This is a genomic window from Streptomyces sp. AM25, assembly GCF_058146165.1.
Genome location: NZ_JBKIWN010000029.1, coordinates 1 through 25,002, shown reverse-complemented (window position 1 = coordinate 25,002; position 25,002 = coordinate 1). Strand labels below are relative to the sequence as shown.

The 25,002-nt window shown below is 73.5% G+C and carries 20 protein-coding genes; 14 read left to right on the top strand and 6 right to left on the bottom strand.

What is annotated here, in order from left to right; genetic code table 11:
• The first annotated feature begins 38 nt into the window (after positions 1 to 38).
• From ACLHRZ_RS30135 to ACLHRZ_RS30120, 4 genes are all read left to right on the top strand, one after another.
• Entirely contained in the window at positions 39 to 1,052 is a 1,014-nt protein-coding gene (locus tag ACLHRZ_RS30135; protein ID WP_490421730.1) for an oxidoreductase, read from the top strand.
• Between the two features lie 105 nt (positions 1,053 to 1,157).
• Positions 1,158 to 2,795, top strand: coding sequence for an ABC-F family ATP-binding cassette domain-containing protein (locus ACLHRZ_RS30130; RefSeq protein WP_490421729.1), 1,638 nt, complete (start codon positions 1,158 to 1,160; stop codon positions 2,793 to 2,795).
• A 304-nt stretch (positions 2,796 to 3,099) separates the two neighbouring features.
• Positions 3,100 to 7,086 carry a Pls/PosA family non-ribosomal peptide synthetase gene (locus ACLHRZ_RS30125; RefSeq protein ID WP_490421728.1) on the top strand — a complete coding sequence of 1,329 codons (3,987 nt, stop codon included), beginning with the start codon at positions 3,100 to 3,102 and terminating at the stop codon, positions 7,084 to 7,086.
• A gap of 16 nt (positions 7,087 to 7,102) precedes the next feature.
• Positions 7,103 to 8,530 carry a M1 family metallopeptidase gene (locus ACLHRZ_RS30120; protein WP_490421727.1) on the top strand — a complete coding sequence of 476 codons (1,428 nt, stop codon included), beginning with the start codon at positions 7,103 to 7,105 and terminating at the stop codon, positions 8,528 to 8,530.
• A 68-nt stretch (positions 8,531 to 8,598) separates the two neighbouring features.
• On the opposite strand, the gene ACLHRZ_RS30115 is transcribed toward ACLHRZ_RS30120, so the two are convergent.
• Positions 8,599 to 10,926 (bottom strand): Tex family protein, encoded by a 2,328-nt coding sequence (locus ACLHRZ_RS30115; protein WP_490421726.1) that lies wholly within the window; start codon positions 10,924 to 10,926, stop codon positions 8,599 to 8,601.
• A gap of 85 nt (positions 10,927 to 11,011) precedes the next feature.
• Positions 11,012 to 11,884 carry an SCO6745 family protein gene (locus ACLHRZ_RS30110; protein ID WP_490421725.1) on the bottom strand — a complete coding sequence of 291 codons (873 nt, stop codon included), beginning with the start codon at positions 11,882 to 11,884 and terminating at the stop codon, positions 11,012 to 11,014.
• A gap of 133 nt (positions 11,885 to 12,017) precedes the next feature.
• On the opposite strand from ACLHRZ_RS30110, the gene ACLHRZ_RS30105 reads away from it, so the two are divergent.
• Positions 12,018 to 12,989 carry a GlxA family transcriptional regulator gene (locus ACLHRZ_RS30105; protein WP_490421724.1) on the top strand — a complete coding sequence of 324 codons (972 nt, stop codon included), beginning with the start codon at positions 12,018 to 12,020 and terminating at the stop codon, positions 12,987 to 12,989.
• 10 nt (positions 12,990 to 12,999) lie between these two features.
• Complete coding sequence (locus ACLHRZ_RS30100; protein WP_490421723.1) at positions 13,000 to 13,626, top strand: DJ-1/PfpI family protein; 627 nt, start codon at positions 13,000 to 13,002, stop codon at positions 13,624 to 13,626.
• A 55-nt stretch (positions 13,627 to 13,681) separates the two neighbouring features.
• Here ACLHRZ_RS30100 and ACLHRZ_RS30095 read toward each other — a convergent pair whose 3' ends face one another.
• Positions 13,682 to 14,434: an enoyl-CoA hydratase/isomerase family protein gene (locus ACLHRZ_RS30095; RefSeq protein WP_490421722.1), complete on the bottom strand. Its 753-nt coding sequence runs from the start codon at positions 14,432 to 14,434 to the stop codon at positions 13,682 to 13,684.
• Between the two features lie 67 nt (positions 14,435 to 14,501).
• Between ACLHRZ_RS30095 and ACLHRZ_RS30090 the strand changes: the two genes are divergently transcribed.
• Together ACLHRZ_RS30090 and ACLHRZ_RS30085 are read left to right on the top strand one after the other, a co-directional pair.
• Positions 14,502 to 15,065: an HdeD family acid-resistance protein gene (locus ACLHRZ_RS30090; protein WP_490421721.1), complete on the top strand. Its 564-nt coding sequence runs from the start codon at positions 14,502 to 14,504 to the stop codon at positions 15,063 to 15,065.
• Between the two features lie 151 nt (positions 15,066 to 15,216).
• On the top strand, positions 15,217 to 15,711 hold the full coding sequence (locus ACLHRZ_RS30085) for an ATP-binding protein (RefSeq protein WP_490421720.1): 495 nt from the start codon (positions 15,217 to 15,219) through the stop codon (positions 15,709 to 15,711).
• Here ACLHRZ_RS30085 and idi read toward each other — a convergent pair.
• The 3 genes from idi to galE form a co-directional block, all read right to left on the bottom strand.
• Positions 15,686 to 16,267, bottom strand: coding sequence for an isopentenyl-diphosphate Delta-isomerase (gene idi, locus ACLHRZ_RS30080; protein ID WP_490421719.1), 582 nt, complete (start codon positions 16,265 to 16,267; stop codon positions 15,686 to 15,688). The two genes, ACLHRZ_RS30085 and idi, sit on opposite strands and share 26 nt — an antisense overlap.
• Positions 16,268 to 16,486: 219 nt before the next feature.
• Positions 16,487 to 17,431: a cation diffusion facilitator family transporter gene (locus ACLHRZ_RS30075; RefSeq protein ID WP_490421718.1), complete on the bottom strand. Its 945-nt coding sequence runs from the start codon at positions 17,429 to 17,431 to the stop codon at positions 16,487 to 16,489.
• 148 nt (positions 17,432 to 17,579) lie between these two features.
• Positions 17,580 to 18,566, bottom strand: coding sequence for a UDP-glucose 4-epimerase GalE (gene galE / locus ACLHRZ_RS30070; protein ID WP_490421717.1), 987 nt, complete (start codon positions 18,564 to 18,566; stop codon positions 17,580 to 17,582).
• A 226-nt stretch (positions 18,567 to 18,792) separates the two neighbouring features.
• Here galE and ACLHRZ_RS30065 point away from each other — a divergent pair, with 226 nt between their 5' ends.
• The 6 genes from ACLHRZ_RS30065 to ACLHRZ_RS30040 all read left to right on the top strand — a co-directional run.
• Positions 18,793 to 20,574 carry a DUF5941 domain-containing protein gene (locus ACLHRZ_RS30065; RefSeq protein ID WP_490421768.1) on the top strand — a complete coding sequence of 594 codons (1,782 nt, stop codon included), beginning with the start codon at positions 18,793 to 18,795 and terminating at the stop codon, positions 20,572 to 20,574.
• Positions 20,571 to 21,323 carry a phosphocholine cytidylyltransferase family protein gene (locus ACLHRZ_RS30060; RefSeq protein WP_490421716.1) on the top strand — a complete coding sequence of 251 codons (753 nt, stop codon included), beginning with the start codon at positions 20,571 to 20,573 and terminating at the stop codon, positions 21,321 to 21,323. Before ACLHRZ_RS30065 ends, ACLHRZ_RS30060 begins: the two co-directional genes overlap by 4 nt.
• Positions 21,311 to 22,372 (top strand): iron-containing alcohol dehydrogenase family protein, encoded by a 1,062-nt coding sequence (locus tag ACLHRZ_RS30055; RefSeq protein ID WP_490421715.1) that lies wholly within the window; start codon positions 21,311 to 21,313, stop codon positions 22,370 to 22,372. Before ACLHRZ_RS30060 ends, ACLHRZ_RS30055 begins: the two co-directional genes overlap by 13 nt.
• Positions 22,350 to 23,129, top strand: a complete 780-nt coding sequence (locus tag ACLHRZ_RS30050) for a CDP-alcohol phosphatidyltransferase family protein (RefSeq protein ID WP_490421714.1) — start codon at positions 22,350 to 22,352, stop codon at positions 23,127 to 23,129. The genes ACLHRZ_RS30055 and ACLHRZ_RS30050 overlap by 23 nt, the downstream gene beginning before the upstream one ends.
• A gap of 14 nt (positions 23,130 to 23,143) precedes the next feature.
• The gene (locus ACLHRZ_RS30045; protein ID WP_490421713.1) at positions 23,144 to 24,025 is read left to right on the top strand and encodes a glycosyltransferase family 2 protein; all 882 of its coding nucleotides are present in this window, start codon (positions 23,144 to 23,146) and stop codon (positions 24,023 to 24,025) included.
• Positions 24,026 to 24,104: 79 nt separating this feature from the next.
• A partial coding sequence (locus ACLHRZ_RS30040) for an ABC transporter permease (RefSeq protein WP_490421712.1) occupies positions 24,105 to 25,002 on the top strand: 898 nt, incomplete at its 3' end.

Here is a 25,002-nt window from a genome sequence, read left to right as displayed (position 1 = left end):
CGGGCTCGAAGTGGCACACAGAGGGGAATACTCCGGGCATGACGGCGTACGCGACCTTCGGCCTGGCCCCGGCGACGCACGCCGGCGCGCTCCTCGGCGGCGGGGCGTACGAAGTGCACCGGGAATTCCTGGACTTCGTCGTGGACGGCAGGCCGCTGCTGGCCCGGCTCGCCGACGTCGACGGCGTCTCGCCGCTCGCCGCCGACCTCGGGCCCACGGTGTTCACCTCGCAGGTGCGCGCCCTGCTGCTGGAGGGCCTGCCGCCGCTGCCCGGCGGGCGGCACGTGATCTACGCCTGCCCGGAGTGCGAGGGGCTGGAGTGCGGGGTGGTCACGGCCGTGATCGAGCGGGACGGCGCGGACGTCGTGTGGCGGGACTTCGTCTGGCAGACGGCCCCGGCGCCCGACCCGGTGCGCGACGGCTACGGCGGGGTGGGCCCGTTCCGCTTCCGCTCCGCCGAGTACCGGGCCGTCCTGGAGCGGCTGCTCGCCGACGGGGCGTGCGGGGCCCGCCGGGTCCTGCTGGTGGGCCCGCGCGTCGCCCTGTTCGCCCGGCTCGCGGCGGCCCTGCGGTCGATCGGCATAGGAGCCGAGATCACCCGGGACGCGGCGGGGGCGCACGCGGAGGAGATACGCACGTACGGCGCCGTCGCGTTCGAGCGGGACGTGGGGGAGGGCGAACGGTCCGCCGTGCGGGCCGCCTTCGCGGCCGCCGGTTCGGACGCGGTCTTCATAGAGGCCCCGGCCCCGGCCGTCCCGCTGCTCGTCGCCCAGGTCGAACAGGCCCTCCAGCGCGCACCGCACGCCCTGCGCCGGCTCACGGGGCTGACCGCGGGCGCGGGCGAGGCGCACCTCGGGGTGGCCGCCGCCTGCCGGGTCCGGCTCACCGGCTACCGGCAGGACCGTTTCCGCCGCACCCGCACCGTCGAGGTGTTCGAGGGGCGGCTGGAGCCGGGGGAGCACACCGTTCCGCTGGACGCCCGGCTGCGTGCGGGCGCCTTCGTCGTCGCCCGCACCACGGGGGACGTGCTGGTCGCCCGGCTCACGTCCTGAGGGCCCCGGGGCGTCCTGAGGGCGAACGCCTGGGGAAAACAGCGGGAAAAGTATGGGAAACCCATTACTGTGCGAATCCTGTGAGCGGATAGAGTCTGCGCTGTCATGACTGCAACGCTCGTCGCCAAGGACCTCGCCGCCGGACACGGCGACCGCACCCTGTTCTCGGGGCTCGACCTGGTCGTCGCCCCCGGCGACGTCATCGGCCTGGTCGGGGCCAACGGCGCGGGCAAGTCCACCCTGCTGCGCCTGCTCGCCGGCCTCGGCACCCCCGACGAGGGCACCGTGCACACGGGCCCGGCCTCGGCGACCGTGGGGCACCTGCCTCAGGAGCCCGAGCGGCGCGAGGGCGAGACGGTCGGCGCCTTCCTCGCCCGCCGCACCGGCGTCACCGCGGCCCAGGCCGCGCTCGACGCCGCCACACAGGAGCTGGTCGACGGCGCGCCGGGTGCGGACGACGCCTACGCCACGGCCCTCGAGCGCTGGCTCGGCCTCGGCGGCGCCGACCTGGAGGAGCGCGCCGAGGAGGTCGTCGCCTCGCTCGGCCTCACCGTCGGGCTGGACCGGCCGATGACGGCCCTCTCCGGCGGCCAGGCCGCCCGGGCCGGCCTCGCCTCGCTGCTCCTCAGCCGGTACGACGTCTTCCTGCTCGACGAGCCCACCAACGACCTCGACCTGGACGGCCTGGCCCGCCTGGAGGAGTTCGTCACCGGACTCCGCGCCGGCACGGTGCTCGTCAGCCACGACCGCGAGTTCCTCGCCCGCACCGTGGACCAGGTGCTCGAACTCGACCTCGCCCAGCAGCAGGTCAACCTCTACGGCGGCGGCTACGAGGTCTACCTGGAGGAGCGCGCGACCGCCCGCCGGCACGCCCGCGAGGCCTACGAGGAGTACGCGGACACCCGCGCCGGCCTGGAGTCCCGGGCCCGCACCCAGCGGAACTGGATGGAGAAGGGCGTCCGCAACGCCCGCCGCAAGGCCACCGACAACGACAAGATCGGCCGCAAGCTCCGTGCCGAGTCCACGGAGAAGCAGGCCGCCAAGGCCCGCCAGACCGAGCGGCTCATCGAGCGGCTGGACGTCGTCGAGGAGCCCCGCAAGGAGTGGGAGCTGCGTATGGAGATCGCCGCCGCGCCCCGCTCCGGCGCGGTGGTGGCCACCCTGCGCGGGGCCGAGGCCAAGCGTGGCGCCTTCGCCTTCGGCCCGGTGGACCTGCAGATCGACTGGGCCGACCGGGTCGCGATCACCGGCGCCAACGGCTCGGGGAAGTCCACGCTGCTCGCGGCCCTGCTGGGCCGGCTGCCGCTGGAGGCGGGCAGCGCCGCACTCGGCCCGGGCGTGGTCGTGGGCGAGGTGGACCAGGCGCGGGCCCTGTTCTTCGGGGACGAGGCGCTGCTGGACGCCTTCGGGGCGGCGGTGCCCGACACGGCGCCCGCCGACGTCCGTACCCTGCTCGCGAAGTTCGGCCTGAAGGCGGCGCACGTGCTGCGCCCGGCGGCCACGCTCTCGCCCGGCGAGCGCACCCGCGCCGCGCTGGCCCTGCTCCAGGCCCGCGGCGTCAACCTGCTCGTCCTGGACGAGCCCACCAACCACCTCGACCTGCCCGCGATCGAACAGCTGGAGTCGGCGCTGGCCTCCTACCGGGGCACGCTGCTCCTGGTCACCCACGACCGGCGGATGCTCGACGCGGTGCACACCACCCGGCGGATCGAGGTCGCCGGGGGCCGGATCACCGAGCGCTGAGGCGGGACCGGCCCGGACGGGTGAGTCGGCGACCGAAAACAACCCCAGGTACAGGCCAAGTCTTCCCCAAGGCGCGGTCACGCAGGGTGACGCGTTTGGCCGTGTTTCAGGGGTGTTACGACGCCTTCAAAACCGCGTCCTGAGGCCGATTTGAATCGTTGATGGGATGGTGCGGCACCCGTTCGATTTACGGAACGTTGGTCACCGGTTTCCGAACCAGCGGCAACCTGCCTTCGTCTGTAGGGGTCGAACGCGTCCACCGGGCGTGAGCACCACCTTTTGACGTCGAAAAAGAGGCACACACATGCCGCCGACCCTTCCAGGCCACCTGCCCGCCCCACGAGGTCCGCTCGTGGGGACGGCGCGCTACGGCAGCGCACCGCCGCCGCCCGAGCGCACCCTCCTCGACGTGCTCGACTCGACCGCCGCCGCTCACCCCGACGCGCCGGCCGTCGACACCGGCACCGACGTGCTGACCTACCGCACCCTGTGCGCCGAGGTCGCCGCGCGTGCCGAGCTGCTCCGCAGCGCGGGTGCCGGCCCGGGCGACCGCATCGGCATCCGGATCCCCTCCGGCACCGCCGAGCTGTACCTCGCCGTGCTCGCCGTGCTGCGCTGCGGCGCCGCCTACGTGCCCGTCGACGCCGACGACCCGGACGAGCGCGCCACCACCGTCTTCCGCGAGGCGAACGTCTGCCTGGTCCTGGGCGCCGACGGCCGCATCACCCGGGGGCCCGCGCCCGCCACCGGCGCCGCCCTCGGCCGCCCCGTCCTCCCGGACGACGACGCCTGGATCATCTTCACCTCCGGCTCCACCGGCGCCCCCAAGGGCGTCGCCGTCAGCCACCGCAGCGCGGCCGCCTTCGTCGACGCCGAGGCCCGGCTCTTCCTCCGGCCGCAGCCGCTGGCCCCCGGCGACCGGGTGCTGGCCGGGCTGTCCGTCGCCTTCGACGCCTCCTGCGAGGAGATGTGGCTGGCCTGGCGGCACGGCGCCTGCCTGGTCCCCGCCCCCCGCTCGCTGGTCCGGGCCGGCCACGAGCTCGGCCCCTGGCTGGTCGACCGCGGCATCACCGTCGTCTCCACCGTGCCCACCCTCGCCGCGCTGTGGCCCCCGGAGTCCCTGGACCGGGTGCGGCTGCTGATCGTCGGCGGCGAGGCCTGCCCCGCCGAGCTCGTCGACCGCTTCGCCGTGCCCGGCCGCGAGATGTGGAACACCTACGGGCCCACCGAGACCACCGTCGTCGCCTGCGCCGCCCAGATGTTCCCCGGCCGGACCGTGCGCATCGGCCTGCCGCTCGACGGCTGGGAGCTCGCCGTCGTGGACGAGTCCGGCGAGCCGGTCCCCTTCGGCGCCGAGGGCGAACTCGTCATCTCCGGTGCCGGCGTGGCCCGTTACCTCGACCCCGTCAAGGACGCCGACAAGTTCCGCCCCTCGGCGGCCCTGGCCTCCGACCGCGCCTACCGCACCGGCGACCTCGTGCGCGCCGACCCCGAGGGCCTGGTCTTCGCCGGCCGCGCCGACGACCAGATCAAGCTCGGCGGACGCCGCATCGAGCTCGGCGAGATCGATGCAGCCCTCAGCGCCCTGCCCGGCGTGCTCGGCGCCGCGGCGGCCGTCCGCACCACCCCGGCCGGCGGCCAGATCCTCGTCGGCTATGTGGTGACCGGAGCCGGCTACGACGGGCAGGACGCCCGCAAGCTGCTGCAGGACCGGCTGCCCGCCGCCCTGGTGCCCGTCCTGGCCGAGATCGAGGACCTGCCCACCCGCACCTCCGGCAAGGTCGACCGCAACGCCCTCCCGTGGCCGCTGACCACCGCCGACACCGCCGACGGCCCGGACGCCGACCGCGAGCTGTACGGCACCGCGGCCCGGCTCGCCGACCTGTGGGAGAAGCTCGTCGGCTTCCGCCCCACCGCCGACTCCGACTTCGTGGCCATGGGCGGCACCAGCCTGACCGCCGCCCGCATGGCCTCCACCCTGCGCGAGACCCACCCCGGCGTCTCCGTCGCGGGCCTCTACCAGCACACCGTCCTGCGCGACATGGCCGGGTACATCGACTCGCTCGCCCCGCAGGCCCCGCAGAGCGACCTCCCGCTCCGCCGGGTCCGGCCCGTGCGCCGCCGCACCGGCGCCGCGCAGATCGCGGTGCAGTGCGCCCTCTTCGGCGTCCAGGGCCTGCGCGGCGTGGTCGGCCTCGCCCTCGCGGACAACGTGCTCGGCCTCCTCGCCCCCCGGGCGTGGGCGCCGCACACCGCCTGGTGGATGGTGATCGTCGGCTGGTTCGTCCTGTTCAGCGCCCCCGCCCGGCTCGCCGTCGGCGCCGCCGCGGCCCGGCTGCTGACCCGTGGCATCACCCCCGGCGTCCACCCGCGCGGCGGCCGCGTCCACCTGAAGCTGTGGACCGCCGAGCGGATCGTCTCCTCCTTCGGCGTCCCCGCCCTCCTCGGCACCCCGTGGGCCGCCCGCTACGCCCGCGCCCTCGGCTGCTCGACCGGCCGGCACGTCAACCTCCACACCATGCCGCCCGTCACCGGCCTCGCCTCCTTCGGCGACCGGTGCAGCGTCGAACCCGAGGCCGACATCTCCGGCTGGTGGCTCGACGGCGAGGACCTGCACATCGGCACCGTCGGCATCGACGCCGAGGCCCGCGTCGGCCACCGCACCATGCTGATGCCCGGCGCCTCCCTCGGCCGCGGCGCCGAACTCGCCGCGGGCGCCTGCCTGGACGGCCACGTCCCGGCGGGGGAGACCTGGGAGGGCTCCCCGGCGCGTCGCGTCCCCGGCAGCCACGGCGGACTCCGCTCCGCCGGTGGGCTCGGCGACCCGCTCGCCTGGCCCGCCCCGCGCCGCAGCCGCTCCCGCCGCTGGGACCTCGCCTACGCGCTGACCCTGCTCGGTCTGCCGCTGGTGGCGCTCGTCGCCTCCGCACCCGCCCTCGTGGGCACGTACTTCCTGGTCAAGGGCGCCTCGACGCTGTCCTCGGCCGGACTGCTGCTGCTCGCCGCGGTGGCGCCGGCCACCCTCGTCACCACCGTGTGCGGCCTGCTGCTCGTCGCCGCCCTGGTGCGGATCCTGGGCCGGGGCATCGTCCCCGGCGTCCACCCGGCCTGCGGCGGGGTCGCCTGGCGCGCCTGGCTCGTCAACCGGCTGCTGACCGACGCCCGGGCCACCTTCTTCCCGCTCTACGCCAGCCTCGGCACCCCCGTGTGGCTGCGCCTGCTCGGCGCCCGCGTGGGCCGGCGCGCGGAGGTCTCCACCGTCCTGCCGCTGCCCTCGCTGCTCACCGTCGGCGACGGCGCCTTCCTCGCCGACGACACCCTCGTCGCCCCCTACGAACTCCGCGGCGGTTGGCTGCGGCTGGGCCCCGCCCACGTCGGGCGGCGCGCCTTCGTCGGCAACTCCGGCATCGTCGGCCCCGGCCGCACCGTGCCCGACAACGGCCTGATCGGCGTCCTCTCCGACGCCCCCGAGCACAGCGAGCCCGGCAGCTCCTGGCTCGGCCGCCCCGCGATGCCGCTGCCGCGCGTGGCCACCCAGGGCGACGCCGGCCGCACCTTCGACCCGCCGCGCCGGCTCGTGCTGGCCCGCGCCGCCGTCGAGATCTGCCGCCTGCTGCCGCTGATGGTCGGCTTCGCGATCGGCCTGGGCGTGTTCCTCGTCGAGCAGGACGCCTTCGACCAGGGCGGCCCCGCACTCGCCGCGCTCGTCGGCGCGCCGCTGCTGCTGGCCGCGGGCCTCGCCGCCGCGCTCACCGCGACGGCCGCCAAGTGGCTGCTCATGGGCCGCTTCAAGGCCGGCGAGCAGCCGCTGTGGAGCTCCTTCGTCTGGCGCAACGAGCTGTACGACGTCTTCGTGGAGTCCCTCGCCGTGCCCTTCTTCGTGGGCCCCTTCACCGGCACCCCGGTGCTCAACTGGTGGCTGCGCAGCCTGGGCGTCCGCATCGGACGGGGCGTCTGGTGCGACACGCACTGGCTGCCCGAGACCGACCTCATCACCCTCGGGGACGGGGTCAGCGTCAACCGGGGCTGCGTCCTGCAGACCCACCTCTTCCACGACCGGATCATGCGCATGGACGCCGTTCACCTCGCCGAGGGCTCCTCGCTGGGCCCGCACGGCATCGTGCTGCCCGGCAGCTCCGTCGGCGCGCACACCTCCGTCGGCCCGTCCTCGCTCGTGATGCGCGGCGAGAGCGTGCCCGCCGGGACGCGCTGGACCGGCAACCCCATCGCGGGCGAGCCGCAGGTGCCCGTCGCGGCCGGTGCCGCCGCCACCCCGGAGTACGCGGCATGACGGGCGGCGCACCGCGATGACGCTCAGGGAGCGGTTCCCCTGCAGCCGCCGCACCGTGCTCACGGCTGCGGCGGCCCTCCCGCTCACCGCTGCGGCGGCCGCCGACACCGGCGGCCCCGCGCGGCTCCCGAGCGCGGAGCGCTACTTCCCGCGGCACGGCTCCGACGGCCACCGCACCCTCGCCTACGACTTGCGGCTGGCCTACGACCCCGAGCGGGCCTGGCTCGACGGGCACGCCCGCATCGAGGCGGTCGCCGTCGAGCACACCGGCCGGATCGCGCTCGACCTGGCGAAGCTGAAGGTGGGCTCCGTCGAACTGGACGGGGAGGCGGTGGCCTTCCACCGCCGCGACGGCAAGATCCTGGTCACCGCGCCGCGCGGGCTGGCCCCCGCCCAGCCCTTCGTCCTCGACGTCCGCTACAGCGGGCGGCCCGCCCCGGTGCACACCTCCTTCGGCCCCATCGGCTGGGACCGCACCGGGGACGACCACGACGGCACGCTCGTCGCCTCCCAGCCGGTCGGCGCGCCGTCGTGGTTCCCCTGCAACGACCGGCCCGACGACAAGGCCGCCTACACCTTCACGGTGACCGTGCCCCAGGGCCACCACGTCCTGGCCAACGGCACGTTGCAGGACCACCGGGAACTGGACGACGGCACCGCGCGCTGGACCTACCACCACCCCGGGCCGATGGCCCCCTACCTCGCCGCCGTCTACACCGGGCGCTTCATCCACGCCACGGTCCCCGACGGGCACGCACCGGTCCCGGTGCGCAACGCGTACCCGGCCGACCTCGCCGAGGAGGCCCGGCACGACCTGGCACGCCAGCCGGAAATGCTGCGGGCGTTCACGGAGTTCTTCGGTCCGTACCCCTTCGAGGCGTACGGCGCCGTCGTCGTCGACGCGGAGCTCGCCGAGCCGGTGGAGAACCAGACGCTCTCCGTCTTCGGCAGCAACCACATGGACGGGCAACGGGGTTCGGAGACGCTCGTGGCGCACGAGATCGCCCACCAGTGGTTCGGCAACAGCGTCGGCCTGTCCGACTGGCAGCACATCTGGCTCAACGAGGGCTTCGCCACATACGCGGAGTGGCTGTGGTCGGAGCACATCGACGAGGACGACGCGGACACGCTCGCGCGTGAGGCCTGGGCCGACCTCGCGGGGCGCCGCCAGACGCTGCGCATCGCGGACCCCGGGCACCGGCACCTCTTCGACGACCGCATCTACGTCCGGGGCGCATGCACCCTGCACGCGCTGCGGCTGGCGGTCGGGGACGAGTGCTTCTTCACGGTGCTGCGGTCATGGCACGAAGTGCATCGGGGCGGCAGCACCGACACGGAGATGTTTCTCCGCCACGCGGAGCGGGTCGCAGGTCGCCCGCTGGGCGACCTGCTGCACCCGTGGCTGTACGAGAAGGCGTTGCCGCCGTTGCCGGCGGCCCCGTAACGGGGGCGCCCCACGCGGCGGAGCCGCATATCGAGCACAGCCCCGCGCCCCTACGGGGCGCAGGGCGGTCAGCCCTTCGGGCCCAACAAGCCCGCGCGGCGCAGCGCATCCGCCATCGCGCCGTCCGCGGGGGCGGCGAGCTTGCCGCCGCGTGGGGCGCCGCCCTTGCGCTGGCGCGGCGCGGAGCGCCGCTCCGAACCCCCGGCGGGGGCCGGCGCCGCCGAGTCCTCCAACCTGAGCGTCAGCGAGATCCGCTTGCGCGGAACATCCACCTCCAGCACCTTCACCCGCACGATGTCCCCCGGCTTCACCACGTCCCGCGGGTCCTTGACGAACGTCTTCGACATCGCGGACACGTGCACCAGGCCGTCCTGGTGCACCCCGACGTCCACGAACGCGCCGAACGCGGCCACGTTGGTGACGACGCCCTCCAGCACCATCCCCGGCTGCAGGTCGCCGATCTTCTCGACGCCCTCCTTGAACGTGGCGGTCCTGAACGCCGGCCGCGGGTCGCGGCCCGGCTTCTCCAGTTCGCGCAGGATGTCCGTGACCGTCGGCAGCCCCACCGCATCGCTGACGAAGTCCTGCGGCCGCAGCGAGCGCAGCACCCCGGTGTTGCCGATGAGCGAGGAGACCTCGCCGCCCGCCGTCTTCACCATCGCCCGCACCACGGGGTACGACTCGGGGTGGACACTGGACGCGTCCAGCGGGTCGTCGCCGCCGCGGATGCGGAGGAAGCCCGCGCACTGCTCGTACGCCTTGGGGCCGAGGCGCGACACGTCCTTCAGCGCCCGGCGGCTGTGGAACGGCCCGTTGGCGTCCCGGTGCGCCACGATGTTCTCCGCGAGGCCCGCGCTGATGCCCGACACCCGCGAAAGCAGCGGCGTGGACGCGGTGTTGACGTCGACGCCGACACCGTTGACGCAGTCCTCGACGACCGCGTCGAGCGAGCGCGACAGCTTCACCTCGGACAGGTCGTGCTGGTACTGGCCGACACCGATCGACTTGGGGTCGATCTTGACGAGTTCGGCGAGCGGGTCCTGCAGCCGGCGCGCGATCGAGACGGCGCCGCGCAGCGACACGTCGAGGCCGGGCAGTTCCTGCGAGGCGAAGGCGGAGGCGGAGTACACGGAGGCGCCGGCCTCCGAGACCGTCACCTTCGTCAGCTTCAACTCCGGGTGCCGCGCGAGGAGATCGGCGGCCAGCCGGTCCGTCTCGCGGGAGGCCGTGCCGTTGCCGATGGCGACGAGCTCGACGTCGTGCTCGCGGGCGAGCCGGGCCAGGGTGGCCAGCGAGGCGTCCCACTTGCTCTGCGGGACGTGCGGGTAGACGGTCTCGGTGGCGGCCACCTTGCCCGTCGCGTCCACGACGGCCACCTTCACGCCCGTGCGGAAGCCCGGGTCGAGGCCCATCGTGGCGCGCGTGCCGGCGGGGGCGGCGAGCAGCAGGTCCCGCAGGTTGGCGGCGAAGACGCGCACCGCCTCGTCCTCCGCGGCCTGGCGCAGCCGCAGCCGCAGGTCGATGCCGAGGTGGACGAGGATGCGCGTGCGCCAGGCCCAGCGCACGGTGTCGCCGAGCCACTTGTCGGCGGGGCGGCCGCGGTCGGCGATGCCGAAGCGCCGGGCGATCGCCTGCTCGTACGCCGTCGGTCCGGCCTCGGCGGCGGCGGACGGCTCGTCCGGCTCCAGCGTGAGGTCGAGGACCTCCTCCTTCTCGCCGCGCAGCATGGCCAGCACGCGGTGCGAGGGCAGGGCGGTGAAGGGTTCGGCGAAGGAGAAGTAGTCGGCGAACTTCGCGCCCGCCTCGTCCTTGCCGTCGCGCACCTTCGCCGCCAGGCGGCCCCGCGTCCACATGCGCTCGCGCAGCTCGCCGATGAGGTCCGCGTCCTCGCCGAACCGCTCGGTCAGAACGGCCCGCGCGCCCTCCAGCGCGGCGGCCGTGTCCGCAACGCCCTTGTCCGCGTCGACGAAGGCCGCCGCGGCGGCCGCCGGCTCGACGCCGGGGTCGCTCAGCAGCCCGTCGGCGAGCGGCTCCAGCCCGGCCTCCCGCGCGATCTGCGCCTTGGTGCGCCGCTTGGGCTTGAAGGGCAGGTAGATGTCCTCCAGCCGGGCCTTGGAGTCGGCCTCGCGGATCCGCGCCTCCAGCTGCGCGTCCAGCTTGCCCTGGGACCGCACGGACTCCAGGATCGAGGCCCGCCGCTCCTCCAGCTCCCGCAGGTAGCGCAGCCGCTCCTCGAGGGTGCGCAGCTGCGCGTCGTCCAGCGCCCCGGTCGCCTCCTTGCGGTAGCGGGCGACGAAGGGCACGGTCGCGCCGCCGTCGAGCAGCTCGACGGCAGCCTTGACCTGCCCTTCCCGCACACCGAGTTCCTCGGCGATCCTGCCTTCGATCACGATCACGCTCTGCTTTCTCCCGGAAGCCGTGACCTGTCATTGTGGCAGGAACCGTGCCGCGCCCCGAAGGGGCGCGGGGAGACCGGGTGCCTCAGGCCCTTCCGCGCAGATCCGCCGGGAAGGCGCCCCCCTTGACCAGGGCCGTGGTGAAGCCCGTCATCAGCTCGATCAGCCGCTCGACGCCGGTCGCGCCCAGGTGCAGGTACGGGGCCCGGTCCAGGCGGTCCGTCTCGCGCTCGATGTCCTCGCGCAGCGCGTCGCCCTTCGCCGTCAACCCCCCGTCCGCGTCCAGCAGTCCGCGCTCGCGCAGCCGGTCCTTGGCCGCGTCCAGCTCCTCCTCGGTCCAGCCGCGCATGGTGATCAGCCAGTTGCGCGCCATGCCCTTGCCGGTGGCGCTGTGCGTGACGAGCGCCTCGACGGGGTCGAGCCCGGAGTGGCCGAGGGCGATCAGGTGGCCGTCGCCGCGGTGCTCGCGCAGCAGCGTGCTGGCGTGCCACAGGGCGAGGTGCGGCGCGTCGGGCACGGGCAGGTCGGCGTGGGCCGCGTACAGCGGGCGGACCGCCCGCTGGCACGCCTCCGTGGCGCGCAGCGCGAGCCCGGCGGCCTCGGCCATCCCGGCGGAGGCGACGGCCTCCTCGCCGAGCAGCCGCCGCAGATAGGCGTCGGCGCCCCGCAGCCGGGCGTCCAGCACCTGCTGGGGCGAGGCGACGTCCCAGACGTGCGGCACGTGCTGCGCGATCAGCTCGTGCTTGAAGCTGTGGAACGTGGCCGTGACGGCCCCCGCGCCGACACGGCCGAAGGCGGCGCTGCGCCCGGCGAAGTAGGCGGCACGGCCTTCCTCGAGGCCGAGCGCCGTCAGTTCCCCGGTGGCGTCCGGGGCGAAGTAGTGGGCCGCATGGAAGGGGTTGACGACGGTGTTGCAGCGCCTTGCGGCGTCTTCGGACACATCCGATGCATTGGTCATGTACTGCACGTTACCGACTGGTTGGTACAACGGGAAGGCCGGGGCGGGCACTTCCGCATCCGTGCGGGCGGTGGCAGGAAAGGTGGGGAATCCGGCGTTGCGGGCGCCACGGTGCCCGGCCAGCATGAGAGGCATGACCACCCGCCGCACCGTCCTGATCGTCCTCTACGAGGGCGTCCAGAGCCTCGATGTCACCGGCCCCCTCGAAGTGTTCAACGGGGCCGGGGCGCGGGGCGGGAGCCACGGTGCCTACGAAGTGCGCACCGCCACCGCCGACGGCGAGCCCGTCCGCACCGGGAGCGGTCTGCGGCTCGCCCCCGACTCCGCACTCGCGGACGCCGGTGTCCCGGACATCGTCCTGGTGCCCGGCGGCGAGTGCACCGGCGGGGCCGATCCCCGGCTGACCGCCTGGCTGCGCGACCACGGAGCCCGTGCCGAGCGGCTGTTGTCGGTCTGCACGGGCGCATTCCTGCTCGCCGCGGCCGGACTGCTGGACGGCCGCCGGGCCACCACGCACTGGGCGTACTGCGAGGCCTTCGCCGAGCGGTACCCCGCGGTGCTGCTGGAACCCGACCCCATCTTCGTGAGGGACGGTCACATCTCCACCTCGGCGGGCGTCACCGCGGGCATCGACCTCGCCCTCGACGTCGTCGAGGAGCAGCTGGGCCGGGCGGCGGCGCTCGCCGTGGCCCGGCACCTGGTGGTCTTCCTGCGCCGCCCGGGAAACCAGCGGCAGTTCAGCGCCCAGCTCGCCGCCCAGACCGCGCGGCGCCCGCCGCTGCGCGACCTCCAGCACTGGATCGCCGAACACCCCGGCGCCGACCTCTCCGTCGAGGCCCTCGCCGCCCGCGCGAACCTCTCGCCCCGGCACTTCGCCCGGGCCTTCCGGGACGAGGTCGGCATGCCGCCCGGCCGCTACGCCGCGAGGGCGCGCATGGAGGCCGCCCGGCGGCTGCTGGAGGACACCGCCGACGGCGTGGAGGAGGTCTCCCGCGCCTGCGGCTACGGCACCCCGGAGGCCATGCGCCGCGCCTTCGTGCGGGATCTGGGCACGGCGCCCGCCGAATACCGGCGCCGGTTCGTCACCAACGGAACGAAGGACTGAAAGGCTTCTCATGCAGCTCGCCATCCTGCTCTACCCGGACTTCACCGCGCTCGACGCCGTCGGGCCGTACGACGCGCTCGCCCATCTGCCCGGCGCCGAGGCCGTGTTCGTGGCGGAGCGGCGCGGTCCGGTCGGCAACGAGTCGGGCACGCTCACGCTCGTCGCCGACGCCGCGCTCGACGAGGTGCCCCGCCCCGACGTCGTCGTGGTCCCCGGCGGCCCCGTCCACAAGCTGCCGCTGCAACCGGGCCCGCTGCACGAGTGGCTCCGGGAGGCGGACCGGCACACGACCTGGACGACGTCCGTGTGCACCGGTTCCCTGATCCTCGGCAGTGCCGGACTGCTCACCGGGCGCCGGGCGACGTCGCACTGGACGGCACTGGAGCACCTGACCGGGTACGGCGCGGAGCCGACGCGCGAACGGGTCGTCATGGACGGCAAGTACGTGACGGCGGCCGGGGTCTCGGCGGGCATCGACATGGGCCTGACCCTGGCGGGCCGGCTGGCCGGGGACCGGGCGGCGCAGACCGTTCAGCTGATGATGGAGTACGATCCGCGGCCGCCGTACGATGCGGGGTCGCCTGCGGCGGCTCCGGCTGACCTGGTTGCGGAGATGTTGGCGGCGGCCGAGGTTTAGCGTTGTTCTTCGGGCGCGGGTTCGTTGTGGCTTGTCGCGCAGTTCCCCGCGCCCCTTACGGGGCGCTCGTCCAGCCGAATTTCGGGGTGCGGCGTTCCAGGAACGCCGCCACGCCCTCCGCCGTCTCCCCGCTTCTGCGGGCCTCCAGGGACCATTCGGCGCCGTCCCCGTCCGTCGCCAGCGCAGCCTTCGCCGCCGCCTGGGTCAGCAACGACCGTCCCGCCAGCACCTCCGCGAACTCCGCCACCCGCGGCCCCAACTGCTCCTCCGGCCACACCTCGTCCACCAGGCCCATCCGCAGCGCCCGTTCGGTGTCGATCAATTCCCCGGAGAACAGCAGGTACTTGGCCGCCGCCGGCCCGACGAGCTCCGCCAGCCGCCGCGTGGTGACCGCCGGGTAGGCGATCCCCAGCCGCGCCGGGGTCACCCCGAACATCGCCCCCTCCGCGGCGAACCGCAGGTCGCACGCGGCGGCGAGCTGGCAGCCGCCGCCCACGCAGTGGCCGCGCACGGCGGCGATCGTGGGCTTGGGGAAGGCGGCCAGGGCCTCCTCGGCCGCCACCGCCAGGCCCTGCGCGCCCGCGCCGTGGTCGACGGTGAGCGTGGAGATGTCCGCCCCGGCGCAGAACGTTCCGTTCTGGCCGGTCAGTACCAGCACGCGCACGGCAGGATCGGCGGCGCACTGCTTCAGCAGGCCCGGCAGTGCCTGCCACATCTCCGTGGTCATGGCGTTCCGCTTGGCCGGGTGGTCGATGCGGACGGTCGCGGTGGCACCGATGACGTCCAGGTGCAGTGCTGCGGGCTCCATGTGCCGGATGCTATCCGGCGCCGGCGCCCCTATGATCAAAATCAGGGGGCGCTGTGAGGAGGCGCTCATGCCCAGGGGACGCACGACGCGGCTGAGCCGCGGTTTCGGGGTGCTGGCCCTGCTCGGCGGGATCCTGGTGCTCGCGGGGGTGGTGGGCCTCGCCTACGCCGGCTTCGCGACCCTCACCACGATGCTTCTCTTCGGCTGGCTGCTGCTGATCGGCGGCGTCGTGGGCCTGCTGCACGCCGTCCAGTCGCGGGCGAGCAACTACTTCTGGCTGGGCGCGGTGGTCGCCGCGCTGAACATCGCGGCCGGTGTCGTGGTCATCAAGATGCCCGTGGGCGCGGCCGAGGCGCTGACGATGTTCGCGGCGCTGCTGTTCCTCACCGGCGGGGTGTTCCGCCTGGTGGGCAGCCTGGTGGTGCGCGGTCCGCAGTGCGCCTGGACGCTGCTGCAGGGCGCCTTCGACCTGCTGCTGGGCATCCTGGTGCTCGGGAACTGGCCGCACAGCAGCCTCTATGTGATCGGTACGTTCATCTCGCTGGCCCTGCTCTTCGACGGGCTCGGGCTGATCGCCCTCGGCGTCGGCGGCCGGCGGGCCGTGCGCTCCGTGAAGAGTGAACTGGACTAGCCAGGAACAGTCGTGTGTGTGACCGCGGCATACGCACCCGGTCAAATACCGTCGATAGGGGCTGACTTCCGTTCAGCGTCCCGGTACGGACGGTTGAATTCCCAACACTCGACGTGTGCGGTCGAGCCACGGCGAGGGGTTGGTATCGGACATGGAGATCCTCGGAAGCGCCCCCAAGGGGCCCGGTCGGGCGGTGGCCCAGCCCCGCAGACCGGGCGGCTACGAGGGCAGCTGGCGGCTGACCGTCCCGTCGCTCGACTGCTCCGTCCCGGGCGCCCGGCACGCCGTCCGCGAGCTGATCGCGCGTCAGGGCGTGCCGATCCGCCCGGACCTGCTGCACGGCCTGCTGCTGATCGTGTCCGAGCTGGTCACCAACGCCGTCCAGCACGCGGCCCTGCTCTCGCCGGAGGTGGGCGTCGAGGTCTCCATCGGCCCGGCCTGGGTACGGGTGGCCGTCGAGGACAGCCACCCGTACCGGCCCCGGCCGATGGAGGTCGACGACGAGTGCACCGGCGGCCGTGGCCTGCTGCTCGTGCAGGCCGTCGTCGAGGAGGCCGGCGGCTGCCACGACGTGGAGCACACCGCCGGGGGCGGCAAGGTGGTCTGGGCCGCCCTGCCGCTCACCAGCCCGCAGCGGGGCCGGTGAGCTCCCGGACCACCGGCCGGACGGCGTCCAGCACCGTCATGAACCACGCGGAGAATTCGGCCTTCTCCCGCAGCGCGTCCAGTTCGGCGGGGGTCACGAACGCCGTCTCCACGATCTCCGCCGGATCCGGGCGAGGGGTGTCCCGCACGGTCCCGGCGAAGAGGTGGTTGTACTCCTGCTCGACCAGGCCCGAGGCCGGGTCCGGGTGGTTGTAGCGGACCGTTCCCGCTTCGCGCAGCAGCGCAGGCGCGACGCCCAGCTCCTCGGCCGTGCGCCGGGCCGCCGCGACGAACGGCGGCTCCGCCGGGTACGGGTGCCCGCAGCAGGTGTTCGACCAGACGCCGGGGGAGTGGTACTTGCCCAGCGCCCGGCGCTGCAGCAGCAGCCGGCCGTTGTCGTCGAAGAGGAAGACCGAGAAGGCGCGGTGCAGCCTGCCGGGTGCGACGTGGGCGGAGAGCTTCTCGGCGGTGCCGATCGTCCTGCCGCTCTCGTCGACCAGCTCCAGCATGATCGGTTCGTCGCTGCTCCCGGAAGCCGCGGCTGACGTCATCGGCATGGCCGTCCCTCGTTCTCGGTCGTCGTCCCTGAAGTCTGCCTCAGGAACGGCGCCGGGGCCTGTCCGACGGGTTGGCACGGGCCTGAGCGGGCTTGGTGAAGTGCGGTGCGTGGTCGCGCCCCGAAGGGGCGCGGGGCCGTTACTCATGCGGCTCCGCCGCGTGGGCGCGACCGGCCACGACGCGCCCGCAGCCGACGCACTGCACTTCCCGCGGAGCGCCTAGTGACACAGCCTGGCCTCGTGCTCCGCGTGCCCGCTGGGCTCCAGCTGGAAGGTGCAGTGCTCGACGTCGAAATGCTCGCCCAGGCAGCCCTGCAGGTCGTGCAGCATCTTCTCGTGCCCGGCCGAGTCCAGCGCCTGCGGGTCCACGACCACGTGCGCGGAGAGCACCGGCATGCCCGAGGTGATCGTCCACACGTGCAGGTCGTGCAGGTCCTCCACGCCCGGCAGGGCCATGATGTGCGCCCGCACCTCGGCCATGTCGACGTTCTTCGGCGCGGCCTCCAGGAGCACGTCCAGCGCCTCCCGCAGCAGCTTGACCGTCCGCGGCACGATCATCAGGCCGATCAGCAGCGAGGCGACCGGGTCCGCCTGCGTCCAGCCGGTGGCCATGATGACCAGGGCCGAGATCACCACGGCCAGCGAACCGAGCGCGTCCGAGAGGACCTCCAGGAACGCCCCGCGCACATTGAGGCTCTCCTTCTGGCCGCGCATCAGCAGGGCCAGCGAGATCAGGTTGGCGACGACGCCCACCAGGCCGAAGAGCACGGTCGTCCCGCCCGGCACCTCGGTGGGCTCCATCAGCCGCTGCACGGCCTCGATGAGGATGAAGCCGCCGACGCCGAGCAGCAGCAGGCAGTTCAGCAGCGCCGCCAGGATCTCCGCCCGCGCATAGCCGTACGTGCGCCGCCCGCCGGCCGGCCGGTTGGCGAAGTGGATCGCCACCAGCGCCATGCCCACCCCGACCGCGTCCGTCGCCATGTGGCCCGCGTCCGCGAGCAGCGCCAGCGACCCGGTCAGGGCGCTGCCGACGATCTCCGCGACCAGCACCGTCAGGGTGATGCCCAGAGCGATCCGCAGCCGGCCCTTGTAGGCGGCGGCAGCGGTGCCGCTCGTCGGCGGGGGTCCCCCGTGCGAGTGGCCGTGGTCATGCCCTGCACCCATCGAAACGCCGCCTCTCCCGAGCGCTCGCCGAAACGGCCGGCGGGGGCCGGCCGAGACCCCAGTGAACTACGGGTGGGGGGTATTGGCAACGCGGCATTGAACACCGTTGTCATTGCCTCTGACCTGCGGCGATGCTCCAACGCTGTGATCAGCGAGGACGTGCCTCGGGGTGGTGCAGGCACCACCCCTCCCAGGCCGAGGAGACCATGCTGCGGAGGTCGTGCCGGGCGGTCCAGCCGAGCTCCTCGGCGATCGTCGCGTTCGACGCCACGACCCGCGCCGGGTCGCCCGGCCGGCGCGGCGCGACCTCGGGCGGCAGGTCCGTACGGCCGGTGATCTCCCCGATCAGGTCCGCCATCTCGCGCACGGACACCCCCTGCCCGGTGCCGACGTTGAGCGTGAGGTCCCCGCCGCCGGTGCGCCCGGCGAGCCGGCGGGCGGCGGCCAGGTGGGCGGTGGCCAGGTCCTCGATGTGGATGTAGTCGCGGACGCAGGTGCCGTCCGGGGTGTCGTAGTCGGCACCGAAGATCTTCGGCCGCTCTCCGCGGGTGATCCGGTCGAACATCATCGGGATGATGTTGAAGATCCCGGTGTCGGCCAGCTCCGGCCGGGCCGCGCCCGCGACGTTGAAGTAGCGCAGGCAGGCCGTGGAGATCCCGTACGCGGCCCCCGTCGCCCGCACCAGCCACTCGCCCGCGAGCTTGGTCTCGCCGTAGGGGTTGATCGGCAGGCACGGCGTCCGCTCCGTGACGAGGTCCACATCCGGCATGCCGTACACGGCCGCGGAGGACGAGAAGACGAAGCTGCCGACCCCGGCGGCCACCACCGCCTCCAGCAGCACGGTCAGGCCGTGCACGTTCTCCCGGTAGTAGAGCAGCGGCTTCTCGACCGACTCCCCGACCTGCTTCTTCGCCGCGAGGTGCACCACACCCGCCACGTCCAGGTCGGCGAGGGCGCGGTCCAGCAGCTCCCGGTCCGAGACCGAGCCCTGCACCAGCGGGACGCCCTCGGGCAGCCGGACGGCCCGGCCCGAGGACAGGTCGTCCAGGACGGCCACCTTCTCCCCGGCCTCCACCATCGCCCGCGCTACGTGCGCCCCGATATATCCGGCTCCGCCTGTGATCAGCCACGTCATGCACGGCACCCTAATCCAGCCGGGGGGCCGGGCCCGCCGCGGAACCCCCGGGCCCGCCCGCGCGTCCTGTCAACCGAGGAAGGCCGCCCGGTGCACGTGCGGTGAACGGCGACTTCCGGTGATCCGATAGCCTCTGCCGACGTGCCGCGCGCCGCCCCGCAGCCGGGCCTGCGCGCCACGCCGGCCGTCCCGGCCGGCCACGTCGGCTTCCAAGGAGTGAGTTCGTCTGTCGACCGCCATCCTCACCGGTCCGCCGCCCGCGGGCTCGTCCCTCGAGGACGACCTGCGCTCGCTCGGCTTCGACGTGCGCGTGGCGGCGGACGCGGCCGCGCTGCGCGACGGGCTCGCGGCCGTGCCCCCGGCGGAGCGGGTCGCCCTCGTCGACCCCGCCTTCGTCGGCCACGTCCACGCCCTGCGGCTGGCACTCACCGATCCGCGCTTCCCGGCGGCCGCCGTGGACGGCGCGGTGTCGGTGCAGTCCGAGGCACGTGCCGCCCTGACGCGCGCCGTGGCGGAGGGCGAGGCCGTGGGCGCCGTCACCCCCCGTCTCGAAGCCGAAGGCGTCCCGGTGCACCGCCCCGAGCTGGGCGTGCTCGTCGCCACCGTCCCGGCCGACGACGAGACCCGGGCCAAGGCCCTGGCCGAGGTCGCCGGCGTCGACGACGAGGCCGTCCGGCTGCGCAGCGCCGTGAAGTCCCGCGACGGCTTCTTCACCACCTTCTGCATCAGCCCGTACTCCCGCTACATCGCCCGCTGGTGCGCCCGGCGCGGTCTCACCCCCAACCAGGTGACCACCGCCTCGCTGCTCACCGCCCTGATCGCGGCCGCATGCGCCGCGACCGGCACCCGGCCGGGCTTCGTCGCGGCGGGCGTGCTGCTGATCGCCTCGTTCGTCCTGGACTGCACCGACGGCCAGCTCGCCCGCTACTCCCTGCAGTACTCCACGCTCGGCGCCTGGCTCGACGCGACCTTCGACCGCGCCAAGGAGTACGCCTACTACGCGGGCCTGGCGATCGGCGCCGCCCACGGCGGCGGCCACGACGACGTGTGGGCCCTCGCACTGGGCGCCATGGTGCTGCAGACCTGCCGCCATGTCGTCGACTTCTCCTTCACCGAGGCGAACCACGACGCGACGGCCAACACCAGCCCCACCGCCGCCCTCTCCGACCGGCTCGACAGCGTCGGCTGGACGGTCTGGGCCCGCCGCATGATCGTCCTGCCGATCGGCGAGCGCTGGGCGCTGATCGCGGTGCTGACTGCACTCACCACCCCGCGCATCGTCTTCACCGTACTGCTGATCGGCTGCGCCGTGGCCGCCTGCTACACCACCGCGGGCCGCATCCTGCGCTCGCTCACGCGGAAGGCCCGCCGCACCGACCGCGCCGCGCAGGCACTGGCGGACCTGGCCGACTCCGGCCCGCTGGCCGAGGCCGCGAGCCGCACCCTGGGCCGCACGGTCCCCGGCGGCACCTACAACGCCCCCTTCTGGGCGCTGCTGGCCACCGCCTGCCTGCTCGTCGGCCCGCTCTTCGCCGGCAACGGCGGCACCTGGAGCGCCGTGGTGCAGGCCGTGATCTACGGGATCTTCGCCGGCGTCGCCGTCGCGCGCCCCCTCAAGGGCCCGCTCGACTGGCTCGTGCCGCCGATCCTGCGCGCCGCCGAGTACGGCATCGTCCTCGTCCTCGCGGCGAAGTCCGGCGCCCCCGGCGCCCTCCCGGCGGCATTCGGCCTGGTGGCCGCGGTCGCCTACCATCACTACGACACGGTGTACCGCATCCGCGGCGGCACCGGGGCGCCCCCGCACTGGCTGGTGCGGGCGGTCGGCGGGCACGAGGGGCGGGTCCTGGCGGTCACCGTCGCAGCCGCCCTCTGGCACGGCCAGGGCTTTGCCATCGCGCTGACGGTCCTCGCCGTCGCCATCGCGCTTGTGGTGCTCGGCGAGAGCATCCGGTTCTGGGTGTCCTCCGGGGCACCCGCAGTCCACGACGAAACAGGAGAACCCGCATGATCGGCCTCGTGCTGGCTGCCGGCGCCGGACGGCGTCTGCGCCCCTACACCGACACCCTTCCGAAGGCCCTGGTGCCGGTCGGCCCTGAAGGGGAGGAAGGGGCGACGACCGTCCTCGACCTGACGCTGGCCAACTTCGCCGAGGTCGGCCTGACCGAGGTCGCGATCGTCGTCGGCTACCGCAAGGAGGCCGTGTACGAGCGCAAGGAGGCGCTCGAGGCCAAGTACGGCGTCGAGCTGACCCTCATCGACAACGACAAGGCCGAGGAGTGGAACAACGCCTACTCCCTGTGGTGCGCCCGTGACGTCCTCGGCCGCGGCGTGATCCTGGCCAACGGCGACACCGTCCACCCGGTCTCCGTCGAGAAGACGCTGCTCGCCGCCCGCGGCGACGGCCAGAAGATCATCCTCGCCCTCGACACGGTGAAGAACCTCGCCGACGAGGAGATGAAGGTCGTCGTGGACGCCGAGAAGGGCGTCCAGAAGATCACCAAGCTGATGGACCCGGCCGACGCGACCGGCGAGTACATCGGCGTCACCCTGATCGAGCCCGAGGCCGCCGCCGAGCTGGCCGACGCGCTGAAGACCACCTTCGAGCGCGACCCCGACCTCTACTACGAGGACGGCTACCAGGAGCTCGTCAACCGCGGCTTCAAGGTCGACACGGCCCCCATCGGCGATGTGAAGTGGGTCGAGATCGACAACCACGACGACCTCGCCAAGGGCCGGGAGATCGCGTGCCAGTACTGACGAGGCTCATCCCCTCGCCGGTCGTCGTCGACATCCGCGCCGGGGCGCTGAACGATCTGGCCGACGTCCTCGCCGACCAGCGCATCTCCAGCTCCGGCAAGCTGGCCGTCGCCATCAGCGGCGGCTCGGGGGCGGCGCTGCGCGAGCGGCTCGCCCCCGCGCTGCCCGGCGCCTCCTGGTACGAGGTCGGCGGCGGCACGCTGGACGACGCGATCCGGCTCGGCGACGCGATGAAGTCCGGCCGCTACGACGCGGTCGTGGGCCTCGGCGGCGGCAAGATCATCGACTGCGCCAAGTACGCCGCGGCGCGGATCGGCCTGCCGCTGGTGGCCGTGGCCACCAACCTCTCGCACGACGGCCTGTGTTCGCCCGTCGCCACCCTCGACAACGACGCGGGCCGCGGCTCCTACGGCGTGCCCAACCCGATCGCCGTCGTCATCGACCTGGACATCGTCCGTCAGGCCCCGGTGCGCTACGTCCGCTCCGGCATCGGCGACGCGATCTCCAACATCTCCTCCGTCGCGGACTGGGAGCTCTCCAACCGCGAGACCGGCGAGGCGATCGACGGACTGGCCGCCGCCATGGCCCGCCAGGCCGGCGAGGCCGTGCTCCGGCACCCCGGTGACGTGGGCGACGACGGCTTCCTGCAGGTGCTGGCCGAGGGGCTGGTGCTCACCGGCATCTCGATGTCCGTGGCCGGCGACAGCCGCCCGGCCTCCGGCGCCTGCCACGAGATCAACCACGCCTTCGACCTCCTCTACCCCAAGCGCGCCGCCAGCCACGGCGAGCAGTGCGGCCTCGGTGCCGCCTTCGCGATGCACCTGCGCGGTGCCCGCGAGGAATCCGCGCTGATGGTCGAGGTGCTGCGGCGGCACCGACTGCCCGTGCTGCCGGGCGACATCGGCTTCACCGACGACGAGTTCGTCAGAGCGGTGGAGTACGCGCCCCAGACCCGCCCCGGGCGGTACACCATCCTGGAGCACCTCGACCTCTCCACCGACCAGATCAGGGACGCGTTCGCCGACTATGCACAAACCGTCAGTCGCTGAACTGCGCCCGGTCGTCCACCCCGTGGGTGTGAAGGACCGGCGCAGCGGTGAGCACTGGGCCGGCCGCCTCTACATGCGGGAGATCTCGCTGCGGGTGGACCGGTACCTGGTGAACACCAGGGTCACGCCCAACCAGCTCACGTATCTGATGACCGTCGCGGGCGTCCTCGCGGCCCCGGCCCTGCTGGTGCCGGGGATCGCGGGCGCCGTGCTCGGCGTGGTCATGGTCCAGCTCTACCTGCTGCTGGACTGCGTCGACGGCGAGATCGCCCGCTGGAAGAAGCAGTACTCGATCTCCGGGGTCTACCTGGACCGGGTCGCCGCCTATCTGTGCGACGCCGCGGTCCTGGTCGGCCTGGGCCTGCGGGCCGCCGACCTCTGGGGCGGCGGCCGGATCGACTGGCTGTGGGCCTTCCTCGGCACGCTCGCCGCGCTCGGCGCCATCCTGGTCAAGTCCGAGACCGACCTCGTCGGCGTCGCCCGCCACCAGGCCGGCCTGCCGCCGGTCAAGGAGTCCGCCGCCGAGCCGCGTTCGTCCGGCGTGGCGCTGGCCCGCAAGGCTGCCGCGGCGCTGAAGTTCCACCGCCTGATCCTGGGGATCGAGGCGTCCCTGCTGATCCTGGTCCTCGCGATCGTGGACGCGACCCGGGGCGACCTGTTCTTCACCCGCCTCGGCACCGCCGTCCTGGCAGGCATCGCGATACTGCAGACCCTGCTGCACCTCGTGTCGATCCTGGCGTCCAGCAGGCTGAAATGAGGAGCGAGAACACCATGAAGCTCGGCGCCGTCGTGCTGACCATGGGCAACCGCCCCGAGGAGCTGCGGGCCCTGCTGGAGTCCGTCGCCAAGCAGGACGGCGCCCCCGTCGAGGTCGTCGTGGTGGGCAACGGGTCCCCGCTGCCCCCGCTGGCCGTCCCCGGGCTGACGGTCCGCACCGTCGAACTGCCCGAGAACGTGGGCATCCCGGCCGGTCGCAACGTCGGCATCGAGGCCTTCGGGCCCGCCGGGCGGGACGTGGACGTCTTGCTCTTCCTCGACGACGACGGACTGCTGCCCGGCCAGGACACGGCCGAACTCTGCCGTGCCGCCTTCACGGCCGACCCGAAGCTCGGCATCATCAGCTTCCGCATCGCCGACCCCGACACCGGCGAGACCCAGCGCCGCCACGTGCCGCGGCTGCGGGCCTCCGACCCGATGCGCTCCTCGCGTGTGACCACCTTCCTCGGCGGCGCCAACGCCGCGCGCACCCGGGTGTTCGCCGATGTCGGCGGGCTGCCGGACGAGTTCTTCTACGCCCACGAGGAGACCGACCTCGCCTGGCGGGCGCTGGACGCGGGCTGGATGATCGACTATCGGTCGGACATGGTGCTCCACCACCCGACCACGGCCCCCAGCCGGCACGCGGTCTACCACCGCATGGTGGCCCGCAACCGCGTGTGGCTCGCCCGCCGCAACCTTCCCGCGCCCCTGGTCCCCGTCTACGTGGGCGTGTGGCTGCTGCTCACCCTCGCGCGCCGTCCGTCGCTCCCGGCGCTGCGCGCGTGGTTCGGCGGTTTCCGCGAGGGCTGGACGACGCCGTGCGGCCCGCGGCGCCCCATGAAGTGGCGTACCGTGTGGCGCCTGACCCGACTGGGCCGTCCGCCTGTGATCTGACAGGCTCGTGTCCGAGAGCGCCGGGCGCGGTCCGGGGTGTCACTCCGGCAAGCGCATCCAGAGGACGAGAGTGCCGACTGTGAGCGAGACAACGCACGACGGCGCGGTCGCCATGAGTGCCCCGCCTGCCCCCGACAACGGTCTGACCGCCGAGGAACTGGCCGGCAAGTACGGCCTCGCGGTGAGCGGCGCCCGGCCCGGACTCGCCGCGTACGTGCGGCAGTTGTGGGGGCGGCGGCACTTCATCGCCGCCTTCTCCAGCGCCAAGCTGACCGCCCAGTACAGCCAGGCGAAGCTGGGCCAGGTCTGGCAGGTGGCGACGCCCCTGCTGAACGCCCTGGTCTACTACTTCATCTTCGGCATCCTGATGAACACCAAGAGGGGGATGTCGACGAACACGTTCATCCCGTTCCTGGTGACGGGTGTGTTCGTCTTCACCTTCACGCAGAGCTCGGCGATGGCGGGCGTGCGTGCGATCTCGGGCAACCTGGGCCTCGTGCGGGCGCTGCACTTCCCGCGGGCGGCGCTGCCGGTCTCCTTCGCGCTGCAGCAGCTCCAGCAGCTGCTGTACTCGATGCTCGTGCTCATCCTGGTGCTGGTGGGCTGCGGCCACATGCCCCGCGTCTCGTGGGTCCTGGTGGCGCCGGTGCTCCTGCTGCAGTTCGTCTTCAACACGGGCCTCGCGCTGGTCCTGGCGCGGATGGGCAGCAAGACGCCGGACCTGGCGCAGCTGCTGCCGTTCATCATGCGGACGTGGCTGTACGCGTCCGGCGTGATGTACCCGTTGGTCTACAACCTCAAGAGGGCGCACGCGGCTCCGTGGGTGATCGACGTGATGAGCGCGAACCCGGCCGCGGTCTACATCGACTTGATGCGTCACTCGCTCATGGGCCACATGAAGACGTCGCCGTTGCCGCACCATGTGTGGCCGCTGGCGATCGGGTGGGCCCTGGTGCTCGGCATCGGTGGTTTCGTGT